At 63.7% G+C, this 23578-nt stretch carries 22 protein-coding genes; 6 read left to right on the top strand and 16 right to left on the bottom strand.

What is annotated here, in order from left to right; all coding sequences use genetic code 11:
* The first annotated feature begins 10 nt into the window (after nucleotides 1-10).
* Nucleotides 11-1438 carry a sodium:proton antiporter gene (locus tag NKI95_RS10075; RefSeq protein ID WP_352716370.1) on the top strand — a complete coding sequence of 476 codons (1428 nt, stop codon included), beginning with the start codon at nucleotides 11-13 and terminating at the stop codon, nucleotides 1436-1438.
* Here NKI95_RS10075 and NKI95_RS10070 read toward each other — a convergent pair whose 3' ends face one another.
* The 8 genes from NKI95_RS10070 to gcvA all read right to left on the bottom strand — a co-directional run bounded on the left by NKI95_RS10070 (nucleotide 1439) and on the right by gcvA (nucleotide 10363).
* Nucleotides 1439-2158 (bottom strand): ABC transporter ATP-binding protein, encoded by a 720-nt coding sequence (locus NKI95_RS10070; RefSeq protein WP_352716368.1) that lies wholly within the window; start codon nucleotides 2156-2158, stop codon nucleotides 1439-1441.
* Nucleotides 2151-2879 carry an ABC transporter ATP-binding protein gene (locus NKI95_RS10065; RefSeq protein WP_352716366.1) on the bottom strand — a complete coding sequence of 243 codons (729 nt, stop codon included), beginning with the start codon at nucleotides 2877-2879 and terminating at the stop codon, nucleotides 2151-2153. The genes NKI95_RS10070 and NKI95_RS10065 overlap by 8 nt, the downstream gene beginning before the upstream one ends.
* Nucleotides 2876-3838, bottom strand: a complete 963-nt coding sequence (locus tag NKI95_RS10060) for a branched-chain amino acid ABC transporter permease (protein ID WP_352467800.1) — start codon at nucleotides 3836-3838, stop codon at nucleotides 2876-2878. Before NKI95_RS10060 ends, NKI95_RS10065 begins: the two co-directional genes overlap by 4 nt.
* Complete coding sequence (locus NKI95_RS10055) at nucleotides 3835-4716, bottom strand: branched-chain amino acid ABC transporter permease (RefSeq protein WP_352716364.1); 882 nt, start codon at nucleotides 4714-4716, stop codon at nucleotides 3835-3837. Before NKI95_RS10055 ends, NKI95_RS10060 begins: the two co-directional genes overlap by 4 nt.
* 86 nt (nucleotides 4717-4802) lie before the next feature.
* Nucleotides 4803-6107 (bottom strand): ABC transporter substrate-binding protein, encoded by a 1305-nt coding sequence (locus NKI95_RS10050; RefSeq protein ID WP_352467797.1) that lies wholly within the window; start codon nucleotides 6105-6107, stop codon nucleotides 4803-4805.
* Nucleotides 6108-6270: 163 nt separating this feature from the next.
* Nucleotides 6271-7713 (bottom strand): hypothetical protein, encoded by a 1443-nt coding sequence (locus NKI95_RS10045; RefSeq protein WP_352716363.1) that lies wholly within the window; start codon nucleotides 7711-7713, stop codon nucleotides 6271-6273.
* A 176-nt stretch (nucleotides 7714-7889) separates the two neighbouring features.
* Nucleotides 7890-9194, bottom strand: a complete 1305-nt coding sequence (gene pncB, locus NKI95_RS10040; RefSeq protein ID WP_292662367.1) for a nicotinate phosphoribosyltransferase — start codon at nucleotides 9192-9194, stop codon at nucleotides 7890-7892.
* 194 nt (nucleotides 9195-9388) lie between these two features.
* On the bottom strand, nucleotides 9389-10363 hold the full coding sequence (gene gcvA / locus NKI95_RS10035) for a transcriptional regulator GcvA (protein WP_352716361.1): 975 nt from the start codon (nucleotides 10361-10363) through the stop codon (nucleotides 9389-9391).
* Between the two features lie 183 nt (nucleotides 10364-10546).
* On the opposite strand from gcvA, the gene speB reads away from it, so the two are divergent.
* The 4 genes from speB to NKI95_RS10015 all read left to right on the top strand — a co-directional run bounded on the left by speB (nucleotide 10547) and on the right by NKI95_RS10015 (nucleotide 13874).
* A complete protein-coding gene (gene speB / locus NKI95_RS10030; RefSeq protein ID WP_352716360.1) occupies nucleotides 10547-11608 on the top strand; it encodes an agmatinase in 1062 nt (353 codons plus the stop codon).
* Nucleotides 11609-11745: 137 nt separating this feature from the next.
* Nucleotides 11746-12555, top strand: coding sequence for a transporter substrate-binding domain-containing protein (locus NKI95_RS10025; RefSeq protein WP_352716358.1), 810 nt, complete (start codon nucleotides 11746-11748; stop codon nucleotides 12553-12555).
* Between the two features lie 6 nt (nucleotides 12556-12561).
* Complete coding sequence (locus tag NKI95_RS10020) at nucleotides 12562-13230, top strand: amino acid ABC transporter permease (RefSeq protein WP_352716356.1); 669 nt, start codon at nucleotides 12562-12564, stop codon at nucleotides 13228-13230.
* Entirely contained in the window at nucleotides 13227-13874 is a 648-nt protein-coding gene (locus NKI95_RS10015) for an amino acid ABC transporter permease (RefSeq protein ID WP_352716354.1), read from the top strand. Before NKI95_RS10020 ends, NKI95_RS10015 begins: the two co-directional genes overlap by 4 nt.
* Before the next feature lie 16 nt (nucleotides 13875-13890).
* On the opposite strand, the gene NKI95_RS10010 is transcribed toward NKI95_RS10015, so the two are convergent.
* Nucleotides 13891-15294 carry an MATE family efflux transporter gene (locus NKI95_RS10010; RefSeq protein WP_352716352.1) on the bottom strand — a complete coding sequence of 468 codons (1404 nt, stop codon included), beginning with the start codon at nucleotides 15292-15294 and terminating at the stop codon, nucleotides 13891-13893.
* Between the two features lie 232 nt (nucleotides 15295-15526).
* On the opposite strand from NKI95_RS10010, the gene NKI95_RS10005 reads away from it, so the two are divergent.
* A complete protein-coding gene (locus NKI95_RS10005) occupies nucleotides 15527-16108 on the top strand; it encodes a histidine phosphatase family protein (protein ID WP_352716406.1) in 582 nt (193 codons plus the stop codon).
* Between the two features lie 14 nt (nucleotides 16109-16122).
* On the opposite strand, the gene NKI95_RS10000 is transcribed toward NKI95_RS10005, so the two are convergent.
* From NKI95_RS10000 to NKI95_RS09970, 7 genes are all read right to left on the bottom strand, one after another.
* Nucleotides 16123-17709 (bottom strand): FGGY-family carbohydrate kinase, encoded by a 1587-nt coding sequence (locus tag NKI95_RS10000; RefSeq protein ID WP_352716350.1) that lies wholly within the window; start codon nucleotides 17707-17709, stop codon nucleotides 16123-16125.
* Nucleotides 17706-18389 (bottom strand): HAD family hydrolase, encoded by a 684-nt coding sequence (locus tag NKI95_RS09995; protein ID WP_352716348.1) that lies wholly within the window; start codon nucleotides 18387-18389, stop codon nucleotides 17706-17708. The genes NKI95_RS10000 and NKI95_RS09995 overlap by 4 nt, the downstream gene beginning before the upstream one ends.
* Nucleotides 18390-18404: 15 nt before the next feature.
* Nucleotides 18405-19883, bottom strand: a complete 1479-nt coding sequence (locus tag NKI95_RS09990) for a mannitol dehydrogenase family protein (RefSeq protein ID WP_352716346.1) — start codon at nucleotides 19881-19883, stop codon at nucleotides 18405-18407.
* 72 nt (nucleotides 19884-19955) lie between these two features.
* Nucleotides 19956-20726, bottom strand: coding sequence for an L-iditol 2-dehydrogenase (locus NKI95_RS09985; RefSeq protein WP_352716344.1), 771 nt, complete (start codon nucleotides 20724-20726; stop codon nucleotides 19956-19958).
* A complete protein-coding gene (locus NKI95_RS09980; protein WP_352716342.1) occupies nucleotides 20723-21727 on the bottom strand; it encodes an ABC transporter ATP-binding protein in 1005 nt (334 codons plus the stop codon). Before NKI95_RS09980 ends, NKI95_RS09985 begins: the two co-directional genes overlap by 4 nt.
* Nucleotides 21728-21778: 51 nt before the next feature.
* Nucleotides 21779-22603: a carbohydrate ABC transporter permease gene (locus NKI95_RS09975; protein WP_292662404.1), complete on the bottom strand. Its 825-nt coding sequence runs from the start codon at nucleotides 22601-22603 to the stop codon at nucleotides 21779-21781.
* Between the two features lie 11 nt (nucleotides 22604-22614).
* On the bottom strand, nucleotides 22615-23487 hold the full coding sequence (locus NKI95_RS09970) for a carbohydrate ABC transporter permease (protein WP_031195183.1): 873 nt from the start codon (nucleotides 23485-23487) through the stop codon (nucleotides 22615-22617).
* Nucleotides 23488-23578: the final 91 nt, after the last annotated feature.

The raw sequence follows: 23578 nt of genomic DNA, 5'->3' as shown, positions 1-23578 counted from the left end.
GAGGGGCTTCATGCGGTTTGCGGCGTTGACGGCAAGTGCTGCACTTGTTGCCGCAATCTTTTCTCCGGGAGCGGTTCTCGCGGCCGAAGCGCACGAATTGCCGGGCGCCGCCATGTCGCTGTGGTGGGTGCTGCCGTTTGCCGGGCTATTGCTTTGCATCGCGACCGGCCCGCTGCTCTTCCGTCATGCCTGGGAACACCATTACGGCAAGATCGCTGCCTTCTGGGCAGCGTTGGTGATCGGGCCGCTGGCCATCGCCTTCGGCATCCCGTCGGCCACGCAGGCGGTGCTGCATGCGCTGCTCACCGAATACATGTCGTTCATCATCCTGCTGTTTGCGCTGTTCACCATTTCGGGCGGCATCTTCGTTGCCGGCAACATACACGGCACGCCGCTGGTCAATGCCGGGCTGTTGCTGGGCGGGGCTGTGCTTGCCTCGATCATTGGCACAACCGGCGCCTCGATGATCCTGATCCGGCCGCTCATCCGCGCAAACGACAACCGGCGCTTCAACGCCCATGTCGTCATCTTCTTCATCTTCCTGGTGTCCAACATCGGCGGGTCGCTGACGCCGCTGGGCGATCCGCCGCTGTTCGTTGGCTTTCTGCGCGGCGTCGATTTCTTCTGGACGACAGTTCACCTGTTGCCCGAGACGCTGTTCGTCGCCGGCGTGGTGCTGGTGGTTTTCCTGGCGATCGACATCATCTTGCATCACCGCGAGGAAGGCGCGCCGAAGATCAAGGATCCGACGCCCGACAGCAAGGTGCGCATTCGTGGCCTGGCCAACATCCCGCTGCTGGCCGGGGTGATCGCCGCGATCCTGATTTCCGCTGCCTGGAAGCCGGGAGTGAGCTTCGCTTTCCAGGGCGTCAGCCTCGAGCTGCAGAATCTGGTGCGCGACGCCGCCATCCTGATACTGGCCTTCACGTCGCTTGTCGTCTCGCCGAAGGAGTTTCGCGGCGCAAACGCCTTCAACTGGGGGCCGATCGCCGAGGTGGCGAAGCTGTTCGCCAGCATCTTCATCTGCATCGTGCCGGTCGTCGCCATATTGCGGGCCGGCCTCCACGGCGCGCTGGCGCCGTTGGTGCTGCTGGTCAGTTCGCCTGCCGGCGCGCCCGACAACCTTGCCTATTTCTGGCTGACCGGGGCGCTGTCGTCCTTCCTCGACAATGCGCCGACCTATCTGGTGTTCTTCGAGCTAGCGGGCGGCGATGCGCAACATCTGATGACCGAGCTCGCCTCGACGCTGGCGGCGATCTCGGCCGGCGCGGTATTCATGGGCGCCAACACCTATGTCGGCAATGCGCCGAATTTCATGGTCTATGCCATTGCCCGGCATCGCGGCATCAAGATGCCGAGCTTCTTTGGCTACATGGCGTGGTCAGGCGCCGTGCTGATCCCGACTTTCCTGCTCGCCGGCTTACTGTTCTTTGCCTGATCAGCCGACGCCGACATAGCGACGGACCGCGGAGGGATCGGCACGCAGTTCCTCGACATCGACCGTCTCGCGGTTGCGGCCGTTTTCGATGAAGCAAACGCGGTCTGCAACCGACAGAACAGCATCGACGCGCTGCTCGACAAGAATTGTCGACACGCCAAGCGCACGCAGTTTCGACACGGTTTCGCGGATCTTGGCGATCATCGACGGCATCAGCCCTTCGGTCGGCTCGTCGAGCAGGAGCACCTGCGGTTCCAGACACAGGGCGCGGGCCATGGCCAGCATCTGCTGCTCGCCGCCGGACAGCGTGCCGGAACGCTGCCTGAGGCGCTGGCGCAGCAGCGGGAAAAGATCGAGCACGTTTTCGCGGGTCGCCCTGCCCTTGTCGCGGGCCATCAGGCCGATCTCCATGTTTTCCGCCACCGTCATCTCGGCGAACAGCCGCCGGCCCTGCGGCACGTAGGCGACGCCGGCCTTGGGCACCTCGTGCGCCGGCAGGCCGGTCAATTCCCGCCCTTCGAGCCGTATCGAGCCGGCGCTTGCCGGCACCAGGCCCATGATCGCCTTCAGCGTCGTCGTCTTGCCGGCGCCGTTGCGGCCGAACAGGCAGAGCACCTCGCCCTCGTTCAACACGAGATCGAGGCCATAGAGCACCTGGACCTCGCCATAGAAGCAATCAAGCCCGGAGATCGTCAGTGCCTTGGACTGGGCCTCAGCCATGGGTGGTCCCCAGATAGGCGTCCTGCACCGCGGCATTGGCGCGGATCTGCTCGGGCGTGCCTTCAGCTAAAATCCTGCCGGCGTTGAAGACGGTGATGCGGTCGGCGAGCTGCATGACCACCGGCATGTTGTGCTCGATCAAAAGCACGGTGGCGCTATCGGCGATCTCGCGCACCAGCTCGATGAAATTGTCGATCTCGCTGTCGGCCAGCCCTTGCGTCGGTTCGTCGAGGATCAGCAGCCGCGGCTTCAGTGCCAGCCCCATCGCCACTTCCAGCAACCGCTGGTGACCGTAGGACAATTGCCCGGCCGGCATTTGCGCCCGATCGGCAAGGCCGGTGCGCTTGAGCGCCGCCATGACGCCGATGTGAACAGCACCCTTCGAGCGGCCGTCGGTCAGCGTGCGCTGCACCGGCAGGGCAACATTGTCGTAGGCGCTGAGATTGGCAAAGACGCTGGTGATCTGGAAGGTGTAGGCGATGCCAAGGCGAACTCTGGCGTAGGCCGGCAGATTGGTGATGTCGGCGCCGTCGAAGACGATCGTGCCCGACGAGGGCTGGATGCGGCCGCTGACCAGGCTGACGAAGGTGGTCTTGCCGGCACCGTTGGGGCCGATGACGGCGCGGATCTCGCCCGGCATCAGCGCGAAGTCGACGCCGTCGACGGCGCGCAAGCCGCCGAAACTGCGGGACAGGCCTTTGGTCGTCAAAAGCGGCATCATGGCAACCACCCGAGCCAGCGCTGGCGGATGCTGCCGAGAATGCCCCTAGGGAAGAACAGCACCAGCAGGATCAGCGCAATGCCGACGATCAGCAGATAGGCCGAGGTGTAGCCGCTGGCGACGTCGATGACGTAATACATGAACAGCGTGCCGATCAGCGGCCCGAGCGTGGTGGCGGCGCCGCCCAGCAGCACCCAGAGTAGCGGCAGGATGGAATATTGCACCGAGGCGAAGCTCGAGCCGACATAGCCAAACAGCAGCGCATAGGCCGCGCCGGAAGCCGCGCAGATGGTGCCTGAGATGACGACGGCGACGAGCTTGTTGGAGAACGTATCGTAGCCAAGCATCTTGGTCCGCTCCTCGTTCTCGCGGATGGCGACCAGCACGCGGCCGTAGCCGGAGCGGATTGTGGCCAAGCTAATAAGCAGCACGATCGAGAACAGCGCCAGCGCGCTCATATAGCGCACGGTCGGGTTGGTGAGGTCGAGCGACGTGCCGCGCAGGACAAGGACACGCATCGGCTGCGGTACGACCATGCCCTGGTCGCCGCCGGTCCAGGCGGCGAGATAGAGGATGACGAGATAGAATACCTGAGCGAACATCATGGTGACGATCATGAAGGCGACGCCGGAGGTGCGCAGCGCCAGCAGCCCGATCACCAGCGCAAGCAGCGCGCCGCAGGCAAGCCCGGCTGCGAAGGCGGCCGGCACGCTCCAGCCGAGATGGATGACGGCAAGGCCGGCGCCATAGAGCCCGGCCGAAAAGAACATGGCATGGCCGAGGCTGAGCAGCCCGGCATAGCCGAACAGCAGATTGTAGCCCATGGCGAAGACCGCCAGCACCATGATGCGGGCGAGTAGGCCGTGATGGTATTCCGGCAGGACGAAGCTAAGGGTGAAAAGCAGGGCGATGACGCCGAGATGCAGCGCATATGGCTTTGCCGGCGAAGCATCCTTCATCGCGATGTCGTCCCGAACAGGCCCTGCGGCCGGAACACCAGCACCATGGCGACGAGCAAGGTGGCGATGATCTTGGCCAGCGTCGGCGAGAAGAACACCGAGATAATGCCGTCGGAAAGGCCGATCAGCACCGCGGCGACCACCGTGCCGCGCAACGAACCAAGGCCGCCGATGATGACGACGATGAACGAGAGCAGCAGCGGATCCTGCCCCATCAGATAATGCGCCTGGCTGATCGGCACGATCAGCACCGCGGCCACAGCCGCCAGCATGGCGCCGAGCGCGAAGACGCCGGCATAGACTCTGGTCACCGGAATGCCGAAGGCCTGCGCCGTCTCGCTGTCATATTGCGTGGCGCGCATGATGAGGCCGATTTTCGTGCGCGTCAGCACCAGCCAGGTCGCGACCAGCAGCAGCGCCGACGCGGCGATGATCGACAGCTTGTAGCCGGAATAGCCGAACCACGGCAGCAGGATGCGGTAGCTGAACGGCGGCTCCACCGGCCGCGCCTCCGGCCCATAGAAGGTCAGCGCCAGTTGCTGGATGATGTAGAGCATGCCGATGGTGGCGACGATGGTGGCTTCCGGATTGTAGTCGAGCCGGCGCAGGACCAGCCGTTCGGCGAGCAATGCGATCAGGCCGACGATCAGCGGCGCCAGCACCAGGGCGGCCAGGAAGCCGAGCGCCGGATGGCCGGATATCGCCGTAGAGATCGCCCAGGCAAGCACCGCGCCCAGCATGAAGAACTCGCCATGCGCGACATTGACGATGCGCATGACGCCGAACACCAGCGACAGGCCAAGCGCCGTCAGCGCCAGGACGGCGGAGGTGACGAGGCCTTCGAGGGCGGCGAGGAGCAGGTGAGGTCCGAAGTGCATCGGCTAAGCACCGGCGGATGCGCGAAGCACCCCCCTCTGGCCAGAGGGGGGTGTCTTGGCGCTCACCCTTGCTGCAGCAGCCAAGCTCACAGCGCCTGCGTCGTGTAATCCCCTTCCGGCTCGTAGAGGCCGTCCTCGATCTTGGTCTTGTGAACGACATTCAGCCGGCCGCCTTCGACCTTGGAGATGTTCTGGATACCAAAACACTGGTGGATCTTGCCGTTGAAGGTTTTCGGTCCCTGCGGGTGCTCGGGGCCCTCGGCGAACTCTGTCAACGCCTCGGTCGCCTCGACCAGCTTAGCGCGGTCTTCCGGGCCCTTGTAGCCGGCGTCCTCCATCGCCTTCTTGACGACGTAGAGCGTTTCCCAGCAGCCGAACATGTGCGCGGCGGTGGAGACGTCCTTGGGATCGCCGACGGCGGCACCATTGTCGTCGATGCCGACGGCGGCGCGGTAGGCTTTCTGCGCAGGGGAGTCATCGGGCTGCGCATAACGCGGCGAACCTTCCCAGAAATGGCTGCCGTCGAGGAATTCCAGGCCGGGGCTGTTGATGTCGGTGGCTTCGAGCGAATCGATGAAGCCGAACAGCTGCGGCCGATTGGAGCCGTAGAACTCGCCGAGCTCCTTGACGAAGGTGAGCACCGCCGGACCGACCATGACGTGGTAGATCACCTCGGTCTCCGCGGGGATCTGCGGGAAATATTTGGTGAAGGAGGATTCCGTCGGCGGAATGGCGATCTGGGCGATAACCTCGGCGCCTTGCGCCTTCAGCGCTGGCGGCAGGTAGTCGCGATGGTCGTAGCCGAAAGCGAAATCGGGGAATATCTGCGTCACCTTCTTGCCGGCGTTGGCGGCAATCCACGGCGCCATCGACTGGATCTGGCTCTTCACATCGGTGATGCCGGGCTGAAAGACGTAGCGGTTCAATTTGGTCGAGGCGACATGGTGGCCTTCGCTGACAACAAAATAAGGCATCTTGGCCTCGCCGGCGGCCGGCGCCGAGCCGATGACGACATGCGAAAACAGCGTGCCGTAGACTATGTCGGTCTTGTGCTGGGAGGCGAACTTGCCGACGACTTCGGCGCCCCGGCCGGGATCGGTGCCGTCATCCTCGATGATCACCTCGACCGGCCGGCCGTTGATGCCGCCGGCATCGTTGATCGCCTTGACGGCAGCCGCCGTGGTTTTCTCGTACCAGCGGCCATAGGCGGCGCCGATGCCGGTGCGGTGCGACTGGAAGCCGATCTTGATCGGCGCCGAGCTCTGCGCCTGGCTGTAACGCACGAAACCCGGCGCGACGGCAAGACCGGCGCCGGCGGCAAGGCCCTTCAGCGCCGTGCGGCGGGTGAGAGCGGATCTGGAGAGATCGAAAAACCCATTCTTGTCAGTCACGGCAGTTCCCCTTGTTTTTGAGCTTTGACCAATGGCTGTAGCGAGGCGGGCCGCTCTTGCTAAGAGGGCCGAAAATTGCATGTGTACAAACTAAATCACCAAAGCTCTGACGTGGCAAGCGAGCTTTCCCCCAGGTTCGATTGACGGCCATCGCGCACCTCGTTCATCCGGCGCTCGGCGTGGCAAGCAGCCACAACCCGAGGACGGTGTAGGCGATCATCAGCACGGTGAGCGGGAACTGGCTGAGCGCGGCGCGAGCCGGAATGGGGTGCAGCCGCCAGGCCAAGCCATGGGCGACAAGTACTGCAAACATGTGGCCGGCTATAATGACGCCGGCCTGGAGGTTCCACAGCCACCACGCCGAACCGGCGCCGGCGACGACGCCGGCTTCAATTGGCATGTCGGCGGTACCGAACAGGTTCCAGCCCAGCGCAAACGGGTCGGAGAGAGCGGCAATCGCATATTGGCCGTCGACCAGCAGCGCCGTCAGATAGTGCGCGAAGTGGTAGGCGAGCGCGATCGGCACAATCGACCAGACCAAAAGCCCGGCGGCGTGACCGAGCGAATGCTTGCTGCCGGCAAGGTGCTGGCCAAGAAAGACGGCGAGCGCGAACACGGCCGCAAGCACGGCAAAGCTCAGCACAAGGCCGAAACTGCCGATGCCGATCAAAGCGGTGCGTCCAGGAAATTCCAGCGGATTGATGCCGAACCAGCCTAGCCAGAAGAAGGTTTTCGACAGGCCGTCGAAGGACACCGACGAGAGCGCAAGCAGCAGGAAAGCGACGCCGCTGAGCGGTAGCGGCGCGGCACCAAGCAGCTTGGCGCCCGGCCAGCAGAGTTTGAGCCGGCCGTCCTCGTTGCGTTCGACGATGGCGAAGCGCGCCACCATGGAAAAGAATACGGTCAGGAACTCACCGCTGCGGCTCCAGTCGCGGTAGCCGAAGACCTGCATGGCGGCAAAGCTCAGCAGCCAGTAGAGGCCGGCGGCCCAGGCCAGCCGCGCCGGATCGTCGGGCGCCGGGTCGATAAGCTCGAACCAGGCGAAGGCGAAGAACAGCATGAAAGCCGGCCAATAGCCGAGCCACTGGGGGAGCAGATACGGCTGCGTTCTGCCGGACAGGCGCGAGGCGACGCGGCACGGCCCGTACCAGGGATTGAGCCACGACCAGAGATCGCCGGCGAGCCCCTGCAGCAGAGCCAGGCCAACCCAATGCAGCGTCCAGATCGTCAGCGGCAGCGGGTTGGAAAGTGGGTCGCGGCTGCCGAACAGGCCGGCCGCGACAAGAATTGCAAAGCCGGCAAAGGCTACCAGGCTGACGGCAGTCCGCGCGCCGTCGCCGAAGGCGAAAAGCGGCAGGCGTTTGCGCCAGAAGCGGTCGAGGGAGTCCGGCGGGAGTAGAGCCAGGATCAGGAAGCTGGCGGCAACGGCGAGCGCGCCGCCGGCGACGTAGTAGCCGGTGGGAAGGAGCAGGACGTGGCCGCGGTCGGAGGCATGAGCGAAGGCGGGAGTGGGCGACAGGAGAGCCAAGGAAGCGATGGGGCCGGGAAAGAGCCTGATTGCAGAAATGCAGCGCTCTACGGCGCCCCCCTCTGTCCTGCCGGACATCTTCCCCTCAAGGGGGGAGATTGGCAGTTGAATCGGCCGGCGCTTTTCTTGCCTTGTTGAGGGTTGGCCAAAGCGGAGATGAGAGCCAATCTCCCCCCTTGAGGGGGAGATGTCCGGCAGGACAGAGGGGGGTGGGCGGGAACTCATGCTTTCCAAGAAATACTTCTTGTCGGCCCTCACACCTTTACCAACTGCTCCACGCGGTCCTTCTGGCCGAAGATGCGCAAATAGCGCTCGATCTCTTTCTCGTCGCCTGTCGACTTGGCCGGATTGTCGGAAAGCTTGACCGCCGGCCTGCCGTTGGCTTCGGTAACCTTGCAGACGAGCGAGATGGCGTCGAGCCGGTTGGTCTCGGTCGGCGCGCAGCCTTCGAAGTCGTTGGTCAGGTTGGTGCCCCAGCCGAAGGACATGCGCACCTTGCCGCGGAAGTGACGGTAGGTCTCCTCGATGGTCTCGACCTCAAGCCCGTCGGAGAAGATGAGCAGCTTCTGCTTGGGGTCCTTGCCCTTTTCGCGCCACCAGGAAATGATCTTCTCGCCGCCCTCGATCGGCGGCGCGCTGTCGGGGCGGAACCCGGTCCAGTCGGCGACCCAGTCCGGCGCATCGCGCAGGAACGCCGCGGTGCCGAAGGTGTCCGGCAGCACGATCAGCAAATTGCCGCCGTAGTAGCGCTGCCAGTCCTGCAGCACGTTGTAGGGCGACTGTTTCAATTCCTTTTCCGAATTGGTGAGCGCGGCGAACACCATCGGCAGTTCATGCGCGTTGGTGCCGAGCGCTTCGAGGTCGTTGTCCATGGCGAGCAACACGTTCGAGGTGCCGGTGAAGGCCTCGCCGATGCCTTCCTTCAACGCTTCGACGCACCAGCGCTGCCACAGGAAAGAATGACGGCGGCGGGTGCCGAAATCCGAGATGCGGATGCCGGGCAGCGCCTTCAGCCGCTCGGTCTTGGCCCACATCTTGGCCTTGGCGCGGGCATAGAGCACGTCGAGCGCGAACGGGCCGAACGCCCGCATGGCCGCGCGAGATCGAAGTTCATTGATAATTGCCAGCGCCGGGATCTCCCATAGCGTCGTGTACATCCACGGACCGCTGAAGGCGAGTTCGTATTGGCCGTCGCGCTTGGAAAGCTCGTATTCGGGCAGGCGGAAATTTTCCAGCCAGGCGAGGAATTCCGGTTCGAAGATCTGCTTGCGGCCATAGAAGGTGTTGCCGCCGAGCCAGATCATCTCTTTCTTCGAGAAGCGCAGCGTACGGGCATGGTCGAGTTGCTCGCGCAGCTCCGTCTCGTCGATCTCCTCGGCAAGGCGGACCGAGGTGGTGCGGTTGATCAGCGAGAAGGTGGTGTCGACCTTGGGATACATGCCCCAGATCATCTGCAGCATCAGAAGCTTGTAGAAATCGGTGTCGAGCAAGCTGCGGACGATCGGGTCGAGCTTCCAGGTGTGGTTGTAGACGCGCCGCGCTATATCGGTCTTTGCCATCGCTCAATGCCGCCTTCGCTGCTCGCTCTAGCTTTTTGTCTAGCGCAATTCCGGACGGAAAACCGCTGCGCACTTTTCCTGGAATTGCTCCAAATGGCTCTTAGCATCGAATTTTTGAAAGCGCCTCCCGCTTTGCGGGCTGGCCCGACAAAAAGAAGCCGCTGCGGCAAGCGGCGCCTATGGCCGTTTCGGCCTCAGGATGCGGTCTTGGCGCCAACCACCTTGAGCGCCGGACGCTTGCGGCGAATGCCGATGCGGCCTGCCACTGGCGCGTCGGCGCGGCGGTCGGCCTGCTCTTTCTCGGCAAACAGCCAGTCGATGAACAATTGCACGATCGGCGCCGACCGCATCTCGTTGCGGCAGACGACGTAGAAATCGTCGACCGCCGGAACGGAAAGGCTGAACGGGGCGACGAGCAGACCCCTGGCGAGCAGTCCGCTCGCGGTCACCGTGTCGCCGAGCGCCACGCCATGGCCGTGGACCGCGGCCTCGGTCGCCATGCGCGCGTCGCCAAGATGGTGGCGGCGGCCGCGCTCCAGGTCCAGCGCGTCGGCGGCGGCCAGCCAGGTGTGCCATTCGCGGCCATCGTCGCCATGCAGGAAGACGTGATCGGCGAGGTCGCGGACGGTGCGGATCGGGCGGTTGTTGATCAGCGTCGGGCTGACCACCGGGAACAGTTCGAGGCCCGACCATTTGCGCATCCAGCAGTCGGTCCAGCTGCCGTCACCATAGTGCACGCAGACATCGATATGCGGGGCGCGGACGTCCTTGGCGTCATTGGATGGGATCAGCGTCAGCCTGATATCCGGATATTGCGAGGTGAAGCTGCCCAGCCGCGGGATCATCCACAGCAACAGCAGCGCCGGCACGCAGGATACCGACAGCGCGCCGGTGCTGGCCGGCCTCGTCATGCGCTGGGTGGCGGCGGCGATGCCGTCGAAGGCGGTCGACACCGCCGGCAGCAATTCGGCGCCGTGCGGTGTCAGCTTCACCCGCTGACCGGCACGCTCGAACAGCTTGACGCCCAATGATTGCTCGAGCGCCTTGATCTGATGGCTGATGGCGCCGTGGGTGACGTTCAGCTCGGCCGCCGCCTTGGTCAGTGAGGCATGGCGCGCCGTCGCCTCGAAGGCGCGCAGCGGGTTGAGCGGGGGCAAACGCTTGGCCATTTGGAACCTAGGCTCTGTGAGATTTTCTCACAGCGGACACCCTAACAATATCAATTGATTTTTCAATGCAGCTACAGGACACTTTGCCCAAGCCTTGCATCAAGACGTGAAATCTGCAGGCAGCCGACGGCTGCGGCTATCGAGGCCGCCGTCCGCGCGCTGCACCAGCCATGGAGGACCGACATGGGTTACGACCGCGGCAAGCTCGAAGCGTTGCGCCGCAAATATGGCGAGAGTCATGGCGGCGAAATGTTCGACCCGAAATTCCAGCGTGTCGCCGACAAGATCTTCTCCAAGAGCGGCACGCGGCTGGCGCCTTATTCCGGCATCCCGACCTTCCTCGCGGCGCCCTATCGCGAAATCGCCGCCGACAATCCGGATTTCGGCGATCTGCAGGTGGCGATGATCGGCGTGCCGATGGATCTGGGCGTCACCAACCGACCGGGCGCCCGTTTCGGGCCAAGGGCGCTGCGCGCCATCGAGCGCATCGGCCCCTACAATCATGTGCTGGAATGCGCGCCGACGCATGAGCTGAAGGTCGCCGACATCGGCGACGTGCCATTCCAGAGCCGCTACCGGCTGGAGACCAGCCATGACGACATCGAACGCCGCACCAACCAGATCGTCGACGCAGGGGTTCTTCCGCTTTCGGTCGGCGGCGACCATTCGATCAGCCACCCGATCCTGAAGGCTGTCGGCAAGAAGGCGCCGGTGGGCATGATCCATATCGACGCCCATTGCGATACCAGCGGCTTGTTCGACATGACCAAGTTCCACCATGGCGGGCCGTTCCGCAACGCGGTGCTGGACGGCGTGCTCGACCCGAGCCGCACCATCCAGATCGGCATTCGCGGCTCGGCCGAGTACCTTTGGGAGTTCACCTATGAGTCCGGCATGACCGTGGTGCATGCCGAAGAGGTGACCGGCCTCGGCATTCCCGCCATTATCGAGAAGGCGCGCAGGATAGTCGGCGACGGCCGGACCTATGTCTCGTTCGACATCGACAGCGTCGATCCGGCCTTCGCGCCGGGCACCGGCACACCGGAAGTCGGCGGGCTGACGACACGCGAAGTGCTCGAGCTGCTGCGCGGCCTGAAAGGCCTCAACATCGTCGGCGGCGACGTCGTCGAAGTGGCACCACAGTACGACGCAACCGCCAACACGGCGCACGCCGGCGCGCAGGTGCTGTTCGAGATCCTCAGCCTGATGGTCTTCAGCCCGGCAATCACCGGCAAGGCGGGCTGACACGCTCGACCATGATCCCGAAAAGTGGGAACCGGTTTTCGGAGAAGACCATGGTCCACTAGAGAATCCAAAGGCGACCGCCGCGCTGGAGCCGGCGGTTGCACTCAAACAAACAAGCTTCCAGCAGGGGAATTAAAATGACACTTCACATGAAACTCAAATCTTCTATCGCCGCCGTGCTGATGCTCGGTGCGGCCGGTCTTGGTTTCACCACCCAGGCCGCCAATGCCGACGCGATCGACGACATCGCCAAGGCCGGCGCGATCAATGTCGGCATCTTTTCCGACTTCCCGCCTTTCTCCTCGGCCAGCGCCGACATGAGCATCAAGGGCTACGACATCGACGTGGCGCAATCCATCGCCGACCAGCTCAAGGTCAAGCTCAATCTGGTCAGCGTGACCGGCCAGAACCGCATTCCGTACCTGACCGACAAGCGTGTCGACCTGCTGATGAGCGTCGGCTACTCCAAGGAGCGTGAACAGGTGATCGATTTCGCCGCCGCCTACGCGCCCTATTACATCGCAGTCATCGGCCCGGCCGCGCTTGCCGTCAAAGGCAAGGAAGACCTTGCCGACAAGTCGATCGCCGTCAATCGCGGCACGCTGGAAGACACCTCGCTGACCGAGGCGGCACCGGCCTCGGCCGACATCCGCCGCTTCGACAACTACAATTCCGTCATCCAGGCCTTCATCTCGGGTCAGACCCAGCTGATGGTGGTCGGCAACGATGTCGGCGCCCAGGTGCTCGCCCGCCAGGAGGCGCTGAAGCCGGAACAGAAATTCCAGCTTCTCACCTCGCCCTCGCATATCGGCCTCAACAAGAAGGAAGACCGCCTCAAGCAAGCGGTCAACGATGCAGTTGCCAAGATGCTGGCCGACGGCAGACTGGACGAAAGCTCGAAGGCCTGGCTGAAGACACCGCTCGATCCCGCCAATCTCAAGGATTGACGGCCAGTGACCTATAGCCTCGACTTCGGCTGGCTTGCCGGGGCGACAGGGGCGATCGCGCGCGGCGCGGCCACGACGATCCTGTTGATCGCCGTGACCACGCTGGCGGGAACGTTGCTCAGCATCCTCGGCGCGGCAGGGCGGCGGAACGGTCCGCTCCTGCTCAAGCGGGCGATCGGCGTCTATGTCGAGGTGATCCGCAACACGCCTTTCCTGGTGCAGCTGTTCTTCATCTTCTTTGGGCTGCCCAGCATCGGCGTCAGGCTCGATCCGGTGCTGGCAGCCATGCTGGCGATGACGCTCAACATGGCGGCCTACACGATCGAGATCGTCGGCGCCGGGCTCGACGCGGTGCCGCCCGGGCAGACGGAAGCGGCACTGGCGCTTGGCCTCAGGCCGCGCCAGGTCTTCGTTAAGATCGTGCTGCCGCAGGCGCTCAAGGTGATCTATCCGGCGCTGACTAGCCAGATCGTCATCATGATGCTGGAATCCGCCGTGGTGTCGCAGATCGCGGTGCGCGAGCTGACTTACGAGGCCGACATGCTGCAGGCACGCACGTTCCGGGCTTTCGAGACCTATTTCGTCGTGACGATGGTCTATCTCGCCCTGTCGATTGGGCTGCGCCGGCTGCTGGTCGGCGGCGGGCGCCGGGTTCTCGGAGCCGGTGTGTCATGATCGAATTCACCTTCTGGGACATTCTGCGCAACCTGCTGCTGGCGGCGCGCTGGACGGTGCTCTTGTCGTTGGCTGCGTTTATGGGCGGCGTGGTGGTCGGCATGATCGTGCTGTTCTTCCGGATCGCCAAGAATAAATGGGCCCGGCGGTTCGCCTCGGGCTACATCGCGCTTTTCCAAGGCACGCCGCTGCTGATGCAGTTGTTCCTGATGTTCTTCGGCTTGCCGATGCTGGGCCTACGCATCGAGCCGTGGACCGCGGCGGTGCTTGGCCTGACCTTCTTCGCCAGCGCCTATCTCGCCGAGATCTGGCGCGGTGGCGTCGATGCGCTGCCGCGCGGCCAGTGGGACGCCGGCGCCAGCCTCGGCCTGCACTATCTGCAGGAGCTCAGGCTGATCATCTTGCCGCAGGCGTTTTCGATCACCCGCGCGCCGACCGTCGGCTTTCTGGTGCAGCTGATCAAGTCGACCGCGCTGACCTCGATCATCGGTTTCGAGGAGCTGGTGAGGACATCCAACGCGATCAACAATGCGACCTTCGAACCGTTCAAAGTCTATGGGCTGGTAGCGCTGATCTTCTTCGTCATGTGCTTTCCGCTGACGCAATACGCACGTTCGCTCGAGCAGCGGGCGGCGGCCCGCTGAGCGGGCGACCAGCAATTCAACGCCCGAATACCAGAGGCGGCGCTATACGGTCGCGCCGCAGCCAGCGCCCCAGCAAGAGCGCCGCCACCACCGCCAGTCCCGACGACAGGCCGATCCAGATACCGACGCCATTGAAGCCGAAACGGAAGGCCAGCAGCACGCCGAGCGGCAGGCCGATGCCCCAATAGCCGATCGCGGCATAGATCATCGGCACCTTGGTGTCGTGCAGGCCGCGCAGCATGCCGCTGGCGACCGCCTGCGCACCGTCAAAAACCTGGAACAGCGCGGCAAAGGCGAGGAACGACACGGCAAGCGCCACCACCCTCGCATTGACCGGATCACCGATGTCGATGAAGGCGCCGATCAAGAGATGCGGCCACAGGATCATCACTAGCCCCATCAGCGCCATGAAGGAGACACCGACGACATAGGCGGTCCAGCCAGCCCGGCTGACACCTTCCGGATTGCCGGCGCCGTGGGCAAGTCCGACGCGCACCGTCACCGCCTGGTTGAGGCCGAGCGGCACCATGAAGGTGATCGAGGCGATCTGGATGGCGATCGCATGGGCGGCAAGCGAAGCCGCATCGATCAGGCCCATGAGAAAGGCCGCCGCGTTGAAGATCGTCACCTCGAAGGCCAGCAGGCCGGCGATCGGCAGGCCGAGCCGCAGCAGGCCCTTGAAGCGCGGCCAATCGGCCCGCCAGAAGCGTCCGAACAGACGATAGCGCCGAAATTTCTTCTCAAGCATCACCACCGCCGCCATGCCGGCGAACATAAGTGTGCTGGAAAGCGTGGTGGCAAGGCCGGAGCCGGCGATGCCCATCGATTGGATGCCGAGATTGCCGAACATGAACAGCCAGTTGAAAAAGGCGTTGCAGGCGACGGCAACGAAAACGATGATCAGTGCCCAGCCCGGCCGCTCCAGCGCCGAAATAAACGAGCGCAGGACGATGTAGCCGAAAAAGGGCAGCACCGCCCATTCGAGCCAGCGCAGATAGATGCCGGCCTGATGCGCCAGTGCCGGTTCCTGACCCATGGCCAGCAACACAGCCTCGCCGTGCCAGAGAAAGACCCAAATCGGAATGCAAATGAGGATCGCCAGCCACAGACCCTGGCGCACGGTGCGGCGCAGGTCGCGCACCGAGTGGCGGCGACGGCCGAGCTCGGTCGCCATCATCGGCGAGGTCGCCAGCATCAGGCCAAGCCCGAAGATCAGCGGCATGAAATAGAGGTTGGCACCAAGCGCACCGCTGGCCAGCGTGTCCGGCCCCAGCCGCCCCATCATCATGACGTCGGTAGCGGTCATCGCGGTCTGGCCGAGATTGGTCAGCACCATCGGCCAGGCGAGCGCCAGCATCGCCCTGATTTCCCGACGCCAAAGGTTTTCCGGCGCGCGAGCGTCGGCTTCGATCGCAGACATTCTAGTTTTCCGCCTATCCGATTGCGGCACGTCGGCAAGAGCCGGAAGCCGCGTCTCAGCGCGGAAACGGCCATGATCGGCCGGATTCCGCATTACGGCGGGTTTGTCTACGAAATGGGCACCGGTGGCAAGAGGCTGACTTGCGGAAGGGTTAAGCCAGTCAACTCAATGCACGCTATTGGAGAGGCTATGGAAGCCGCTATGGTCACGGCAGATCCATTTGAAAGGCACCCTGATGAGCGCGTTTCCCGAAATCTATCTGGTTCGGCATGGCGAGACGGAATGGAGTGCGTCCGGAAAACATACCGGCCGAACCGACATACCGCTGACGCCGGCCGGAGAGGACGCGGCGAGGCAGCTCGTCGACCGGCTCAAGGGCCTGTCCTTCTCGGCGGTGTGGTCGAGCCCGTCGCAGCGCGCCTTCAACACCTGTGCGCTGGCCGGCTTCGGCTCGTCAGGCGTGAAGAAGGACGATCTGGCGGAGTGGGATTATGGTGCCTATGAGGGATTGACCACCAAGCAAATCATCGTCGAGCGTCCCGGCTGGCGGCTTTTTCGCGACGGCTGCCCGAGCGGCGAGTCAGCCGTGGATGTCGGCTCGAGGGCGGACCGGATCGTCAGCCAGTTGCGCGAAGCCAGCGGCAACGTCCTGCTGTTTTCAAGCTCGCATTTCCTGCGGGTGCTGGCTGCACGCTGGCTCGGCCTGCCGGCGCAAGCCGGTGCGCTGTTCGTACTGGATACCGCCAGCATAAGCGTGCTCGGCTATGAGCACGATCTTGACGAGCCGGTCATCCGGCGCTGGAACCAGAGATAGCGACCGATCCCGATTTATCGGATCGCGTCCAGCGCCTGCCTTTGCCGATGCATCTCGAGAAACACGCGGTAATCGCGATCGAACCGCCCGGCGGCAGCCGGATTGGGCTCTCGTGTCTTGCCGCCCTGCTGCATGGCGACGCAGGCGGCATTCAAATCGGGGAAAAGCCTGGCGGCGGTGGCGGCAATCATGCCGGTGCCGAGCAGCACCGCCTCGTCCGCCAGCGGCTCGACCACCGTGCAGCCGGTGGCGTCGGCATAAAGCTCCATCAGCAGCGGGTTCTTGGTGTGGCCGCCGGTGACGTGCAGCGTGTCGATCAAATAGCCGTTCTCGTTCAGCGCTTCCAGCACATGGCGGACGCCAAGCGCGATGCTGACGGCGGTGCGCCAATAGAGCTTGCACAGGCTGTCGAAGGACGAATCCAGCGTCAGCCCGCTGATGACGCCTACGGCATGCGGGTCGGCGAGCGGCGAGCGGTTACCGTGAAAATCGGGCAGCACATGCAGCCTGGCGGCGAGGTTGTCGCCTTCGGCGGCGCGCAGCTCGGCGACGCGGCGGGCGATCCTGGCATGCATGGCGGCATCCGGCTCGCCGCCGGCGCCATGCCAGCGGATGATGTGATCGAGCAGCGCGCCGGTGGCCGACTGGCCGCCTTCCGACAGCCACAGGCCGGGAAGCGCCGCACCATAATACGGCCCCCAGACACCAGCGAAAGGCTGCGGATCGGGCGACATCGCCATGACGCAACTCGACGTGCCGGCAATCAGGGCCAGATGGCGGCCGATGTCCTGCGCGTCACCGGCGAAGCCGCCGAGCACGCCAAGCGCGCCGGCATAGGCATCGATGACGCCGGCGCCGACCCGGCATTTCTCGGTGAGGCCAAGCTCCGCCGCGGCTTGCGCGCTGAGCGGACCGATATCGGCACCGACCGGGCTTGCCTTTACCGGCAGATTGCCGTGCTCGAAAAGGTCGCCGAGCCCGACAGCTTCAAAGAAGTCGCGCCGCCAGCCGGTCGCTTCATGGGCAAGATAGGTCCATTTGGCGGTCAGCGTGCATTGTGAACGGGCGAGCGAGCCGGTTGCCTTCCAGGTCAGGAAGTCGGTGAGGTCGAATAGATAGCCGGCTTCGTTCCATGTTCCGGGCAGGTTGCGCTTCAGCCACATCAGCTTGGGCGTCTCCATTTCCGGCGACATGACGCCGCCGATATAGTCGAGCACGGCATGGCCGCTTTCGGTGCATTCATCGGCCTCGGCAATGGCACGATGGTCGAGCCAGACGACGGTGTCCCAGCGCCTTTCACCAGTGACGGACACGCTGAGCTGGCCGCCATGCCGGTCCCGCACAACCAGCGAGCAGGTGGCGTCAAAAGAGATGCCGACGATATCCTCGGCCCGCACGCCCGCCTTTTCGCGGGCAGCGCGGACGGCCATGCACACCGCCGACCATATATCCTGCGAATCGTGCTCGGCATGGTCGGCCTTCGGCTGTTGCATGGCGATCGGGTGCTCGGCGCGACCGAGCAAGGCGCCACTGGTGTCGAGAATGCCGGCACGGGCGCTTCCGGTGCCGACATCGACCGCGCAAACGAAACTGTTGGTCAAGGTGTTCTTGCTCTCGCTCCCAGGCCTGCAATCAGATCGGGCAATTGCAGCATGTCAGCGAATATAAAGTCCGGCTCACTCGACGCAAGCCGCGCTTTCAATGCCGGGTTGCCGGTGTGCGAGCCGCCGGTGAAGGCAAGGACGCGCATGCCGGCCGCCCGCGCCGCTTCGATGCCGGCCGGGCTGTCCTCGACGACGAGGCAGTTTCGCGGAACAGCCCCCATTTTGTCGGCTGCGTGGAGAAAAAGGTCAGGCGCCGGTTTGCCCCGCGCCACCATGACAGCGCTGAACAAATGCGGCTCCAGTAGCCCAAGCAACTCCGTAACCTGGAGCGCATAGCGGATCCGCTCCAGCGTGCCGGAGGAGGCGACGCAGCACGGCACGCCGAGCTTCGGCAGGACCTGTGCGATGCCTGGCATCGGTTTCAGCTCCTGGCGGAACTTGCGCATCAGTTCGGCGCGCATCTCGGTCAGATGCTGGTCGGTGATATCGAGCCCGAAGTCGCTTCCGAGGATTTCGCGGACGCTCTTCATGCTCTTGCCGAGGAAGTGCTCGTAGGCAATGTCCTCGCTGACGTTGCCGCCGGCGAGCGCGATCATGTCGAGCAACGCCGCGACCGATAGCATCTCGCTATCCACCAGCACGCCGTCACAGTCGAAAATGACCAGTTCAGGCGTCATCGCGCTGGATCGGCTTCAGAGTTCGCCGGCGAGATAGCGCGTCAGTGTCGCGCGCGCGCCGTCCGCCCACAGCGATTTGAGCGCATGGGCGAACGCTTCGGCGAACGGCGCCGAGCGGCCGACATCGCCATAGATGTCGTCCATTGCAAGCCAGGCGGCAGGCATGTCCCTGGCCGTCTTGGCCGTCGCCCGCAGCCGGCCCCAGTTCGGGTCGTTGGGCTCGGTGACGGCACCGGAATCCGTGGTGCCGAAGCAGTAGCGACACCAGAGCCCAGATTCCAGCGCAAGGCCGGTGACACTTTTGCCAGCCTTCAGCCGGTCGGCGATCGTCGGAATGATGAATTTCGGCTGGCGGTTGGAGCCGTCGAGGCAAAGCCGGCGTATGGTGTCGCCGATCTTCGGATTGGAGAAGCGGTGCTCGATGAGCTGGTAGTAATCTTCGAGGTCGGTGTCCGGAACCGGCGGCACGGTCGGGATGATTTCGTCATGCTCGAGCTTGTCGAGGAAGCCGCGTACCAGCGGCTCCTGCATCGCCTCATGGACGAAATGGATGTCCATCAGCCCGGCCGGATAGGCGATGGTCGCGTGGCCGCCATTGAGGATGCGGATCTTCATCAGCTCATAGGGCGCGACGTCGCTGACGAACTGCACGCCGACCTTTTCCAGCGGCGGGCGGCCGTCGGTGAAACGGTCCTCCAGCACCCATTGCTTGAACGGCTCGCAAAACACCGGCCAATTGTCGTCGAGGCCGAACTCGCTGGAGAGAATACCGCGCTCGCGGTCGGTGGTGGCCGGCGTGATGCGGTCGACCATGCCGTTGGGAAAGGCAACGTTTTCGCTCACCCAGTTTGCCAGATCCTCGTCGATCAGCCGCGCAAGGCCGATGACGCCATCCGAGGTGACGTGGCCGTTATGGGGGATGTTGTCGCAGGACATGACGGTGAAGGGCACGATGCCGTCGGCGCGGCGACGCAGCAGCCCGGCGAGGATGAGCCCAAAAACGGTCTTCGGTGTCGCCCCGGGTTGCGCGTCGGCAACGATGTCGGGATGCGTCGGATTGAAGACGCCGGAAGCCGGATCGATGAAATAGCCACCCTCGGTAATGGTCAGGGAAACGATCTTGATCGCCGGATCGGCGAGCTGCTCGACGATTGCGATCGCGTCGCCAGGCACCAGGAAGTCGATCATGACGCCGGTGACGCGCGCGCTCAGATGGCCGCTGTCCTGCTCGACCACGGTGGTCAGCCAGTCCTGCTCCTGCAACTTGCCGCGGCCGACCTTCTCGCCCTCGAAGACGCCGGCGCCAACAATGGCCCAGTCGTGGCCGACACCCGAATTGAACAGGTCGTCGAGATAGACGGCCTGGTGCGAGCGATGGAAATTGCCGACGCCGAAATGCACGATGCCGGCCTTGAGTGCTACGCGATCATATTTCGGGCCGGCGACCTTGGGCGGCAGCTTGGCGAGGATGGAAGAAGAGAGTTTCACGGTCATCTGCTTTTACCCTTTAGCGGGACGGCTCTTCCCCCCGTGGAGGAGACGGGGAGAAGAGCGCCTTCGCCCCCCTCAACTCATCCACTGGCCGCCATCGACATTATAGGTCTGGGCGACGATGTACTCGGCCTCATCGCTGGCCAGGAACACCGCCATGCCGGTGAGGTCTTGCGCCGTGCCCATGCGGCCATAAGGCACGGCTTCGCCGACCAGCCTCTTCTTCTCGCCCCTCGGCCGGTTCTCGAACTTGGCGAACAAGGCATCGACATGGTCCCAGTGCTCGCCGTCGACGACACCAGGGGCGATGGCATTGACGTTGATGCGGTGCTTGATCAGGTCGAGCCCTGCCGACTGGGTGAGCGAGATGACCGCAGCCTTGGTGGCGCAATAGACGGCGACCAGCGCCTCGCCGCGGCGCCCGGCCTGGCTTGCCATATTGATGATCTTGCCGCCCTTGCCGCGGGCAATCATCGAACGGGCGGCGGCCTGCAGCATGAACAGCGTGCCGGCAACGTTGACCGAGAACAATTTGTCGTAGTTTGCCTTGGTGATCTCGACGATCGGCGCCAGGTCGAACAGGGCAGCGTTGTTGATCAAGATATCGAGACCGCCGGCCTTGGCTTCGACCGCCTTGACGGCCGCATCGATAGACGCGAGATCGGTGACGTCCAGCTTCACCGCGTAGGCATTGCGGCCGATTTCCGAAGCCGTCTTCTCGGCAGCCTCGAGATTGATGTCGCCGATGGCGACCGTCGCCCCCTCGCGCATGTAGGCTTCGGCAAACGCCCTGCCGATGCCGCGCGCCGATCCGGTGATCAGCGCCGATTTACCTCCGAGCCTCATTGCAGCATCGCCTTCCCATCGGTGCCGAAACGATGCAGCTTGGTCTTGTCCGGTGTCAGATAGATCGTGTCGGCGTGATGGGCGGGCAATTCGCCGTCGGCACGCACCGTCAGCTGCCCGACACCATCTGCCTGGACGTGCAAAAACGTGTCGGAGCCGAGATGCTCGGCAACGCCGACCGTCGCCTTCCAGTCGCCTGACGTCGTCGAAATGTTCATATGCTCCGGGCGGATGCCAACTGTCTTGGCGCCATATTTGGCGGCCGGCGCGCCTTCGATCAGGTTCATCTTCGGCGAACCTATGAAACCGGCGACGAACAGGTTCTTCGGCGTCTTGTAGAGCTCCATCGGCGAGCCGACCTGCTCGATATTGCCGGCATTGAGCACGACGATCTTGTCGGCCATGGTCATCGCCTCGATCTGGTCGTGGGTGACGTAGACCATGGTGGTCTTGAGCTGGTGGTGCAGCTCGCTGATCTCCAGCCGCATGGTGCCGCGCAGCGCCGCGTCGAGATTGGACAACGGTTCGTCGAACAGGAAGGCCGAAGGCTGGCGCACGATGGCGCGGCCGATGGCGACGCGCTGCCGCTGGCCGCCGGAGAGCTGGCCGGGGCGGCGGTCGAGGTAGTTGGTGAGGTTCAAAATCCGCGCGGCGTCCTTCACCTTCTTGTCGATGGTGGCTTTGTCCTCGCCCGCCATCTTCAGCGGGAAAGCGATGTTCTTGGCCACCGTCATGTGCGGGTAGAGCGCGTAGGACTGGAACACCATGGCCAGCTTGCGCTTGGCCGGCGCCTCGCCGGTGACGTCGCGGCCATCGATATTGATGGTGCCGCCGCTGGTGTCCTCGAGGCCGGCGATCAGACGCAACAGCGTTGACTTGCCGCAGCCTGACGGGCCGACGAAGACGACGAACTCGCCGTTCTCGATGACTAGGTCGAGGCCGGGAATGATGGATGTCGCCCCGAAGGATTTGGAGACGTTCTTGAGCGTGATGTTTCCCATGGTTTCCTCCCCCGAAGGGCTATTTCGTCGTGTTGCGTCAGGCAGTTTCCGTTACTTCACCGCCCCAAATGTCAGGCCGCGGACCAGCTGCTTCTGGCTGAACCAGCCCATGATCAGGATCGGCGCGATCGCCAGCGTCGAGGCGGCAGAAAGCTTGGCCCAGAACAGCCCCTGCGGGCTGGAGAAGGAGCTGATGAAAGCGGTGAGCGGCGCGGCCTCGGTAGTGGTCAGCCGGATCGTCCAGAATGCCTCGTTCCAGGCGAGAATGATGTTGAGCAGCATGGTCGAGGCGATGCCGGGCACCGCCATCGGCGTCAGCACGTAAATGATCTCGTTCCAGAGCGACGCGCCGTCCATGCGCGCCGCTTCCAGGATCTCGCCCGGGATCTCGCGAAAATAGGTGTAGAGCATCCAGACCACGATCGGCAGGTTGATCAGCATCAGCATGACCATCAGGCCGATGCGGCTGTCGAGCAGCCCGGTATCCCGGAAGATCAGGTAGATCGGAAACAGCACGGCGACGGCGGGCATCATCTTGGTGGAAAGCATCCACATCAAGATGTCCTTGGTGCGTTTGCCCGGCGAAAACGCCATCGACCATGCCGCCGGTATGGCGACGAGCAGAGCCAGGACGGTCGAGCCGACCGACAGGAACACCGAGTTCAGGAAGAACTTGAAATAGCCGTTCTGCGCCTGGACCTCGGAATAGCTCTCCGTGGTTCCCGACGGGAACAGGTTGAAGCCCTGGATAGCCTCCTGCTCCGACTTGAACGAGGTGATGATCGTATAGAGGATCGGGAAGAAGATCAGCAGCGCGACGATCCATGCGGCCGCGGTCGCAATCGTCTTGTGCTGGGTGGTGACTGCACGTGCCATCTTAGCCTCCCTTATTTGTCCAAGTTCTTGCCGACGGCGCGCATGGCGAAGAAGGCGACGATGTTGGCGAGAATGACGGCGATGATGCCGCCGGCGGACGCCTGGCCGATTTTGAACTCCAGCAATGCCTTCTGGTAGACGAGGAAGGGCAGGTTGGTGGAGGCGTAACCCGGGCCGCCATTGGTCGTGACGAGGATCTCGGCATAGACCGACAGTAGGAAGATCGTCTGGATCAGGATTACGACGGTTATGGCGCGCGACATATGCGGCAGCGTCAAATAGATGAAGCGGCTGATGAAGCCGGCGCCGTCCATTTCGGCGGCTTCCTTCTGCTCGCCGTCGAGCGACTGAAGCGCGGTCAACAGGATCAGCGTCGCAAACGGCAGCCACTGCCAGGCCACGATGATGATGATCGCCAGGAGCGGGTGCTGCCCGAACCAGTCGATCGGCTGCCCGCCGAAGAAGCGCGCAATATCGGCGAAAACCCCGTACTGCGGATGCATGATCATGTTCTTCCAGACCAGTGCTGCCACCGGCGGCATGACGAAGAACGGCGAGATGACGAGGATGCGGACGATGCCCTGTCCCCACATCGGCTGATCGAGCAGAAGCGCCAGCAAGATGCCGCCGATTACCGTGATCAAAAGCACGCTGACGACGATGGTGAGCGTGTTGAGGATCGACTGTAGGAATGCCGGGTTGGAATAGAACAGCGCGTAGTTCGAAAAGCCGACGAAGCCGTCGCGCATCGGATTGAGCGGATTGTACTGCTGGAAGGAGAACCACAGCGTGAATGCCAGCGGCACAATCATCCAAACCAGCAGCAGCACCACGGATGGCGCCATCATGAAACGGGCAAGCGAACGGGTCTGCTGAGTAGCCATGACGGTCACCCTTCGAGGTCAGCCAAGTTTTTTCAGCGGTATGAAGCTGGCCGCCCGAACTGGGATTCGGGCGGCCGGGGCCGATTGCTAT

The organism is Mesorhizobium sp. M0306, assembly GCF_040321655.1.
In the GTDB taxonomy this organism is placed as follows: domain Bacteria; phylum Pseudomonadota; class Alphaproteobacteria; order Rhizobiales; family Rhizobiaceae; genus Mesorhizobium.
This window is presented reverse-complemented; position numbering and strand designations above follow the sequence as displayed.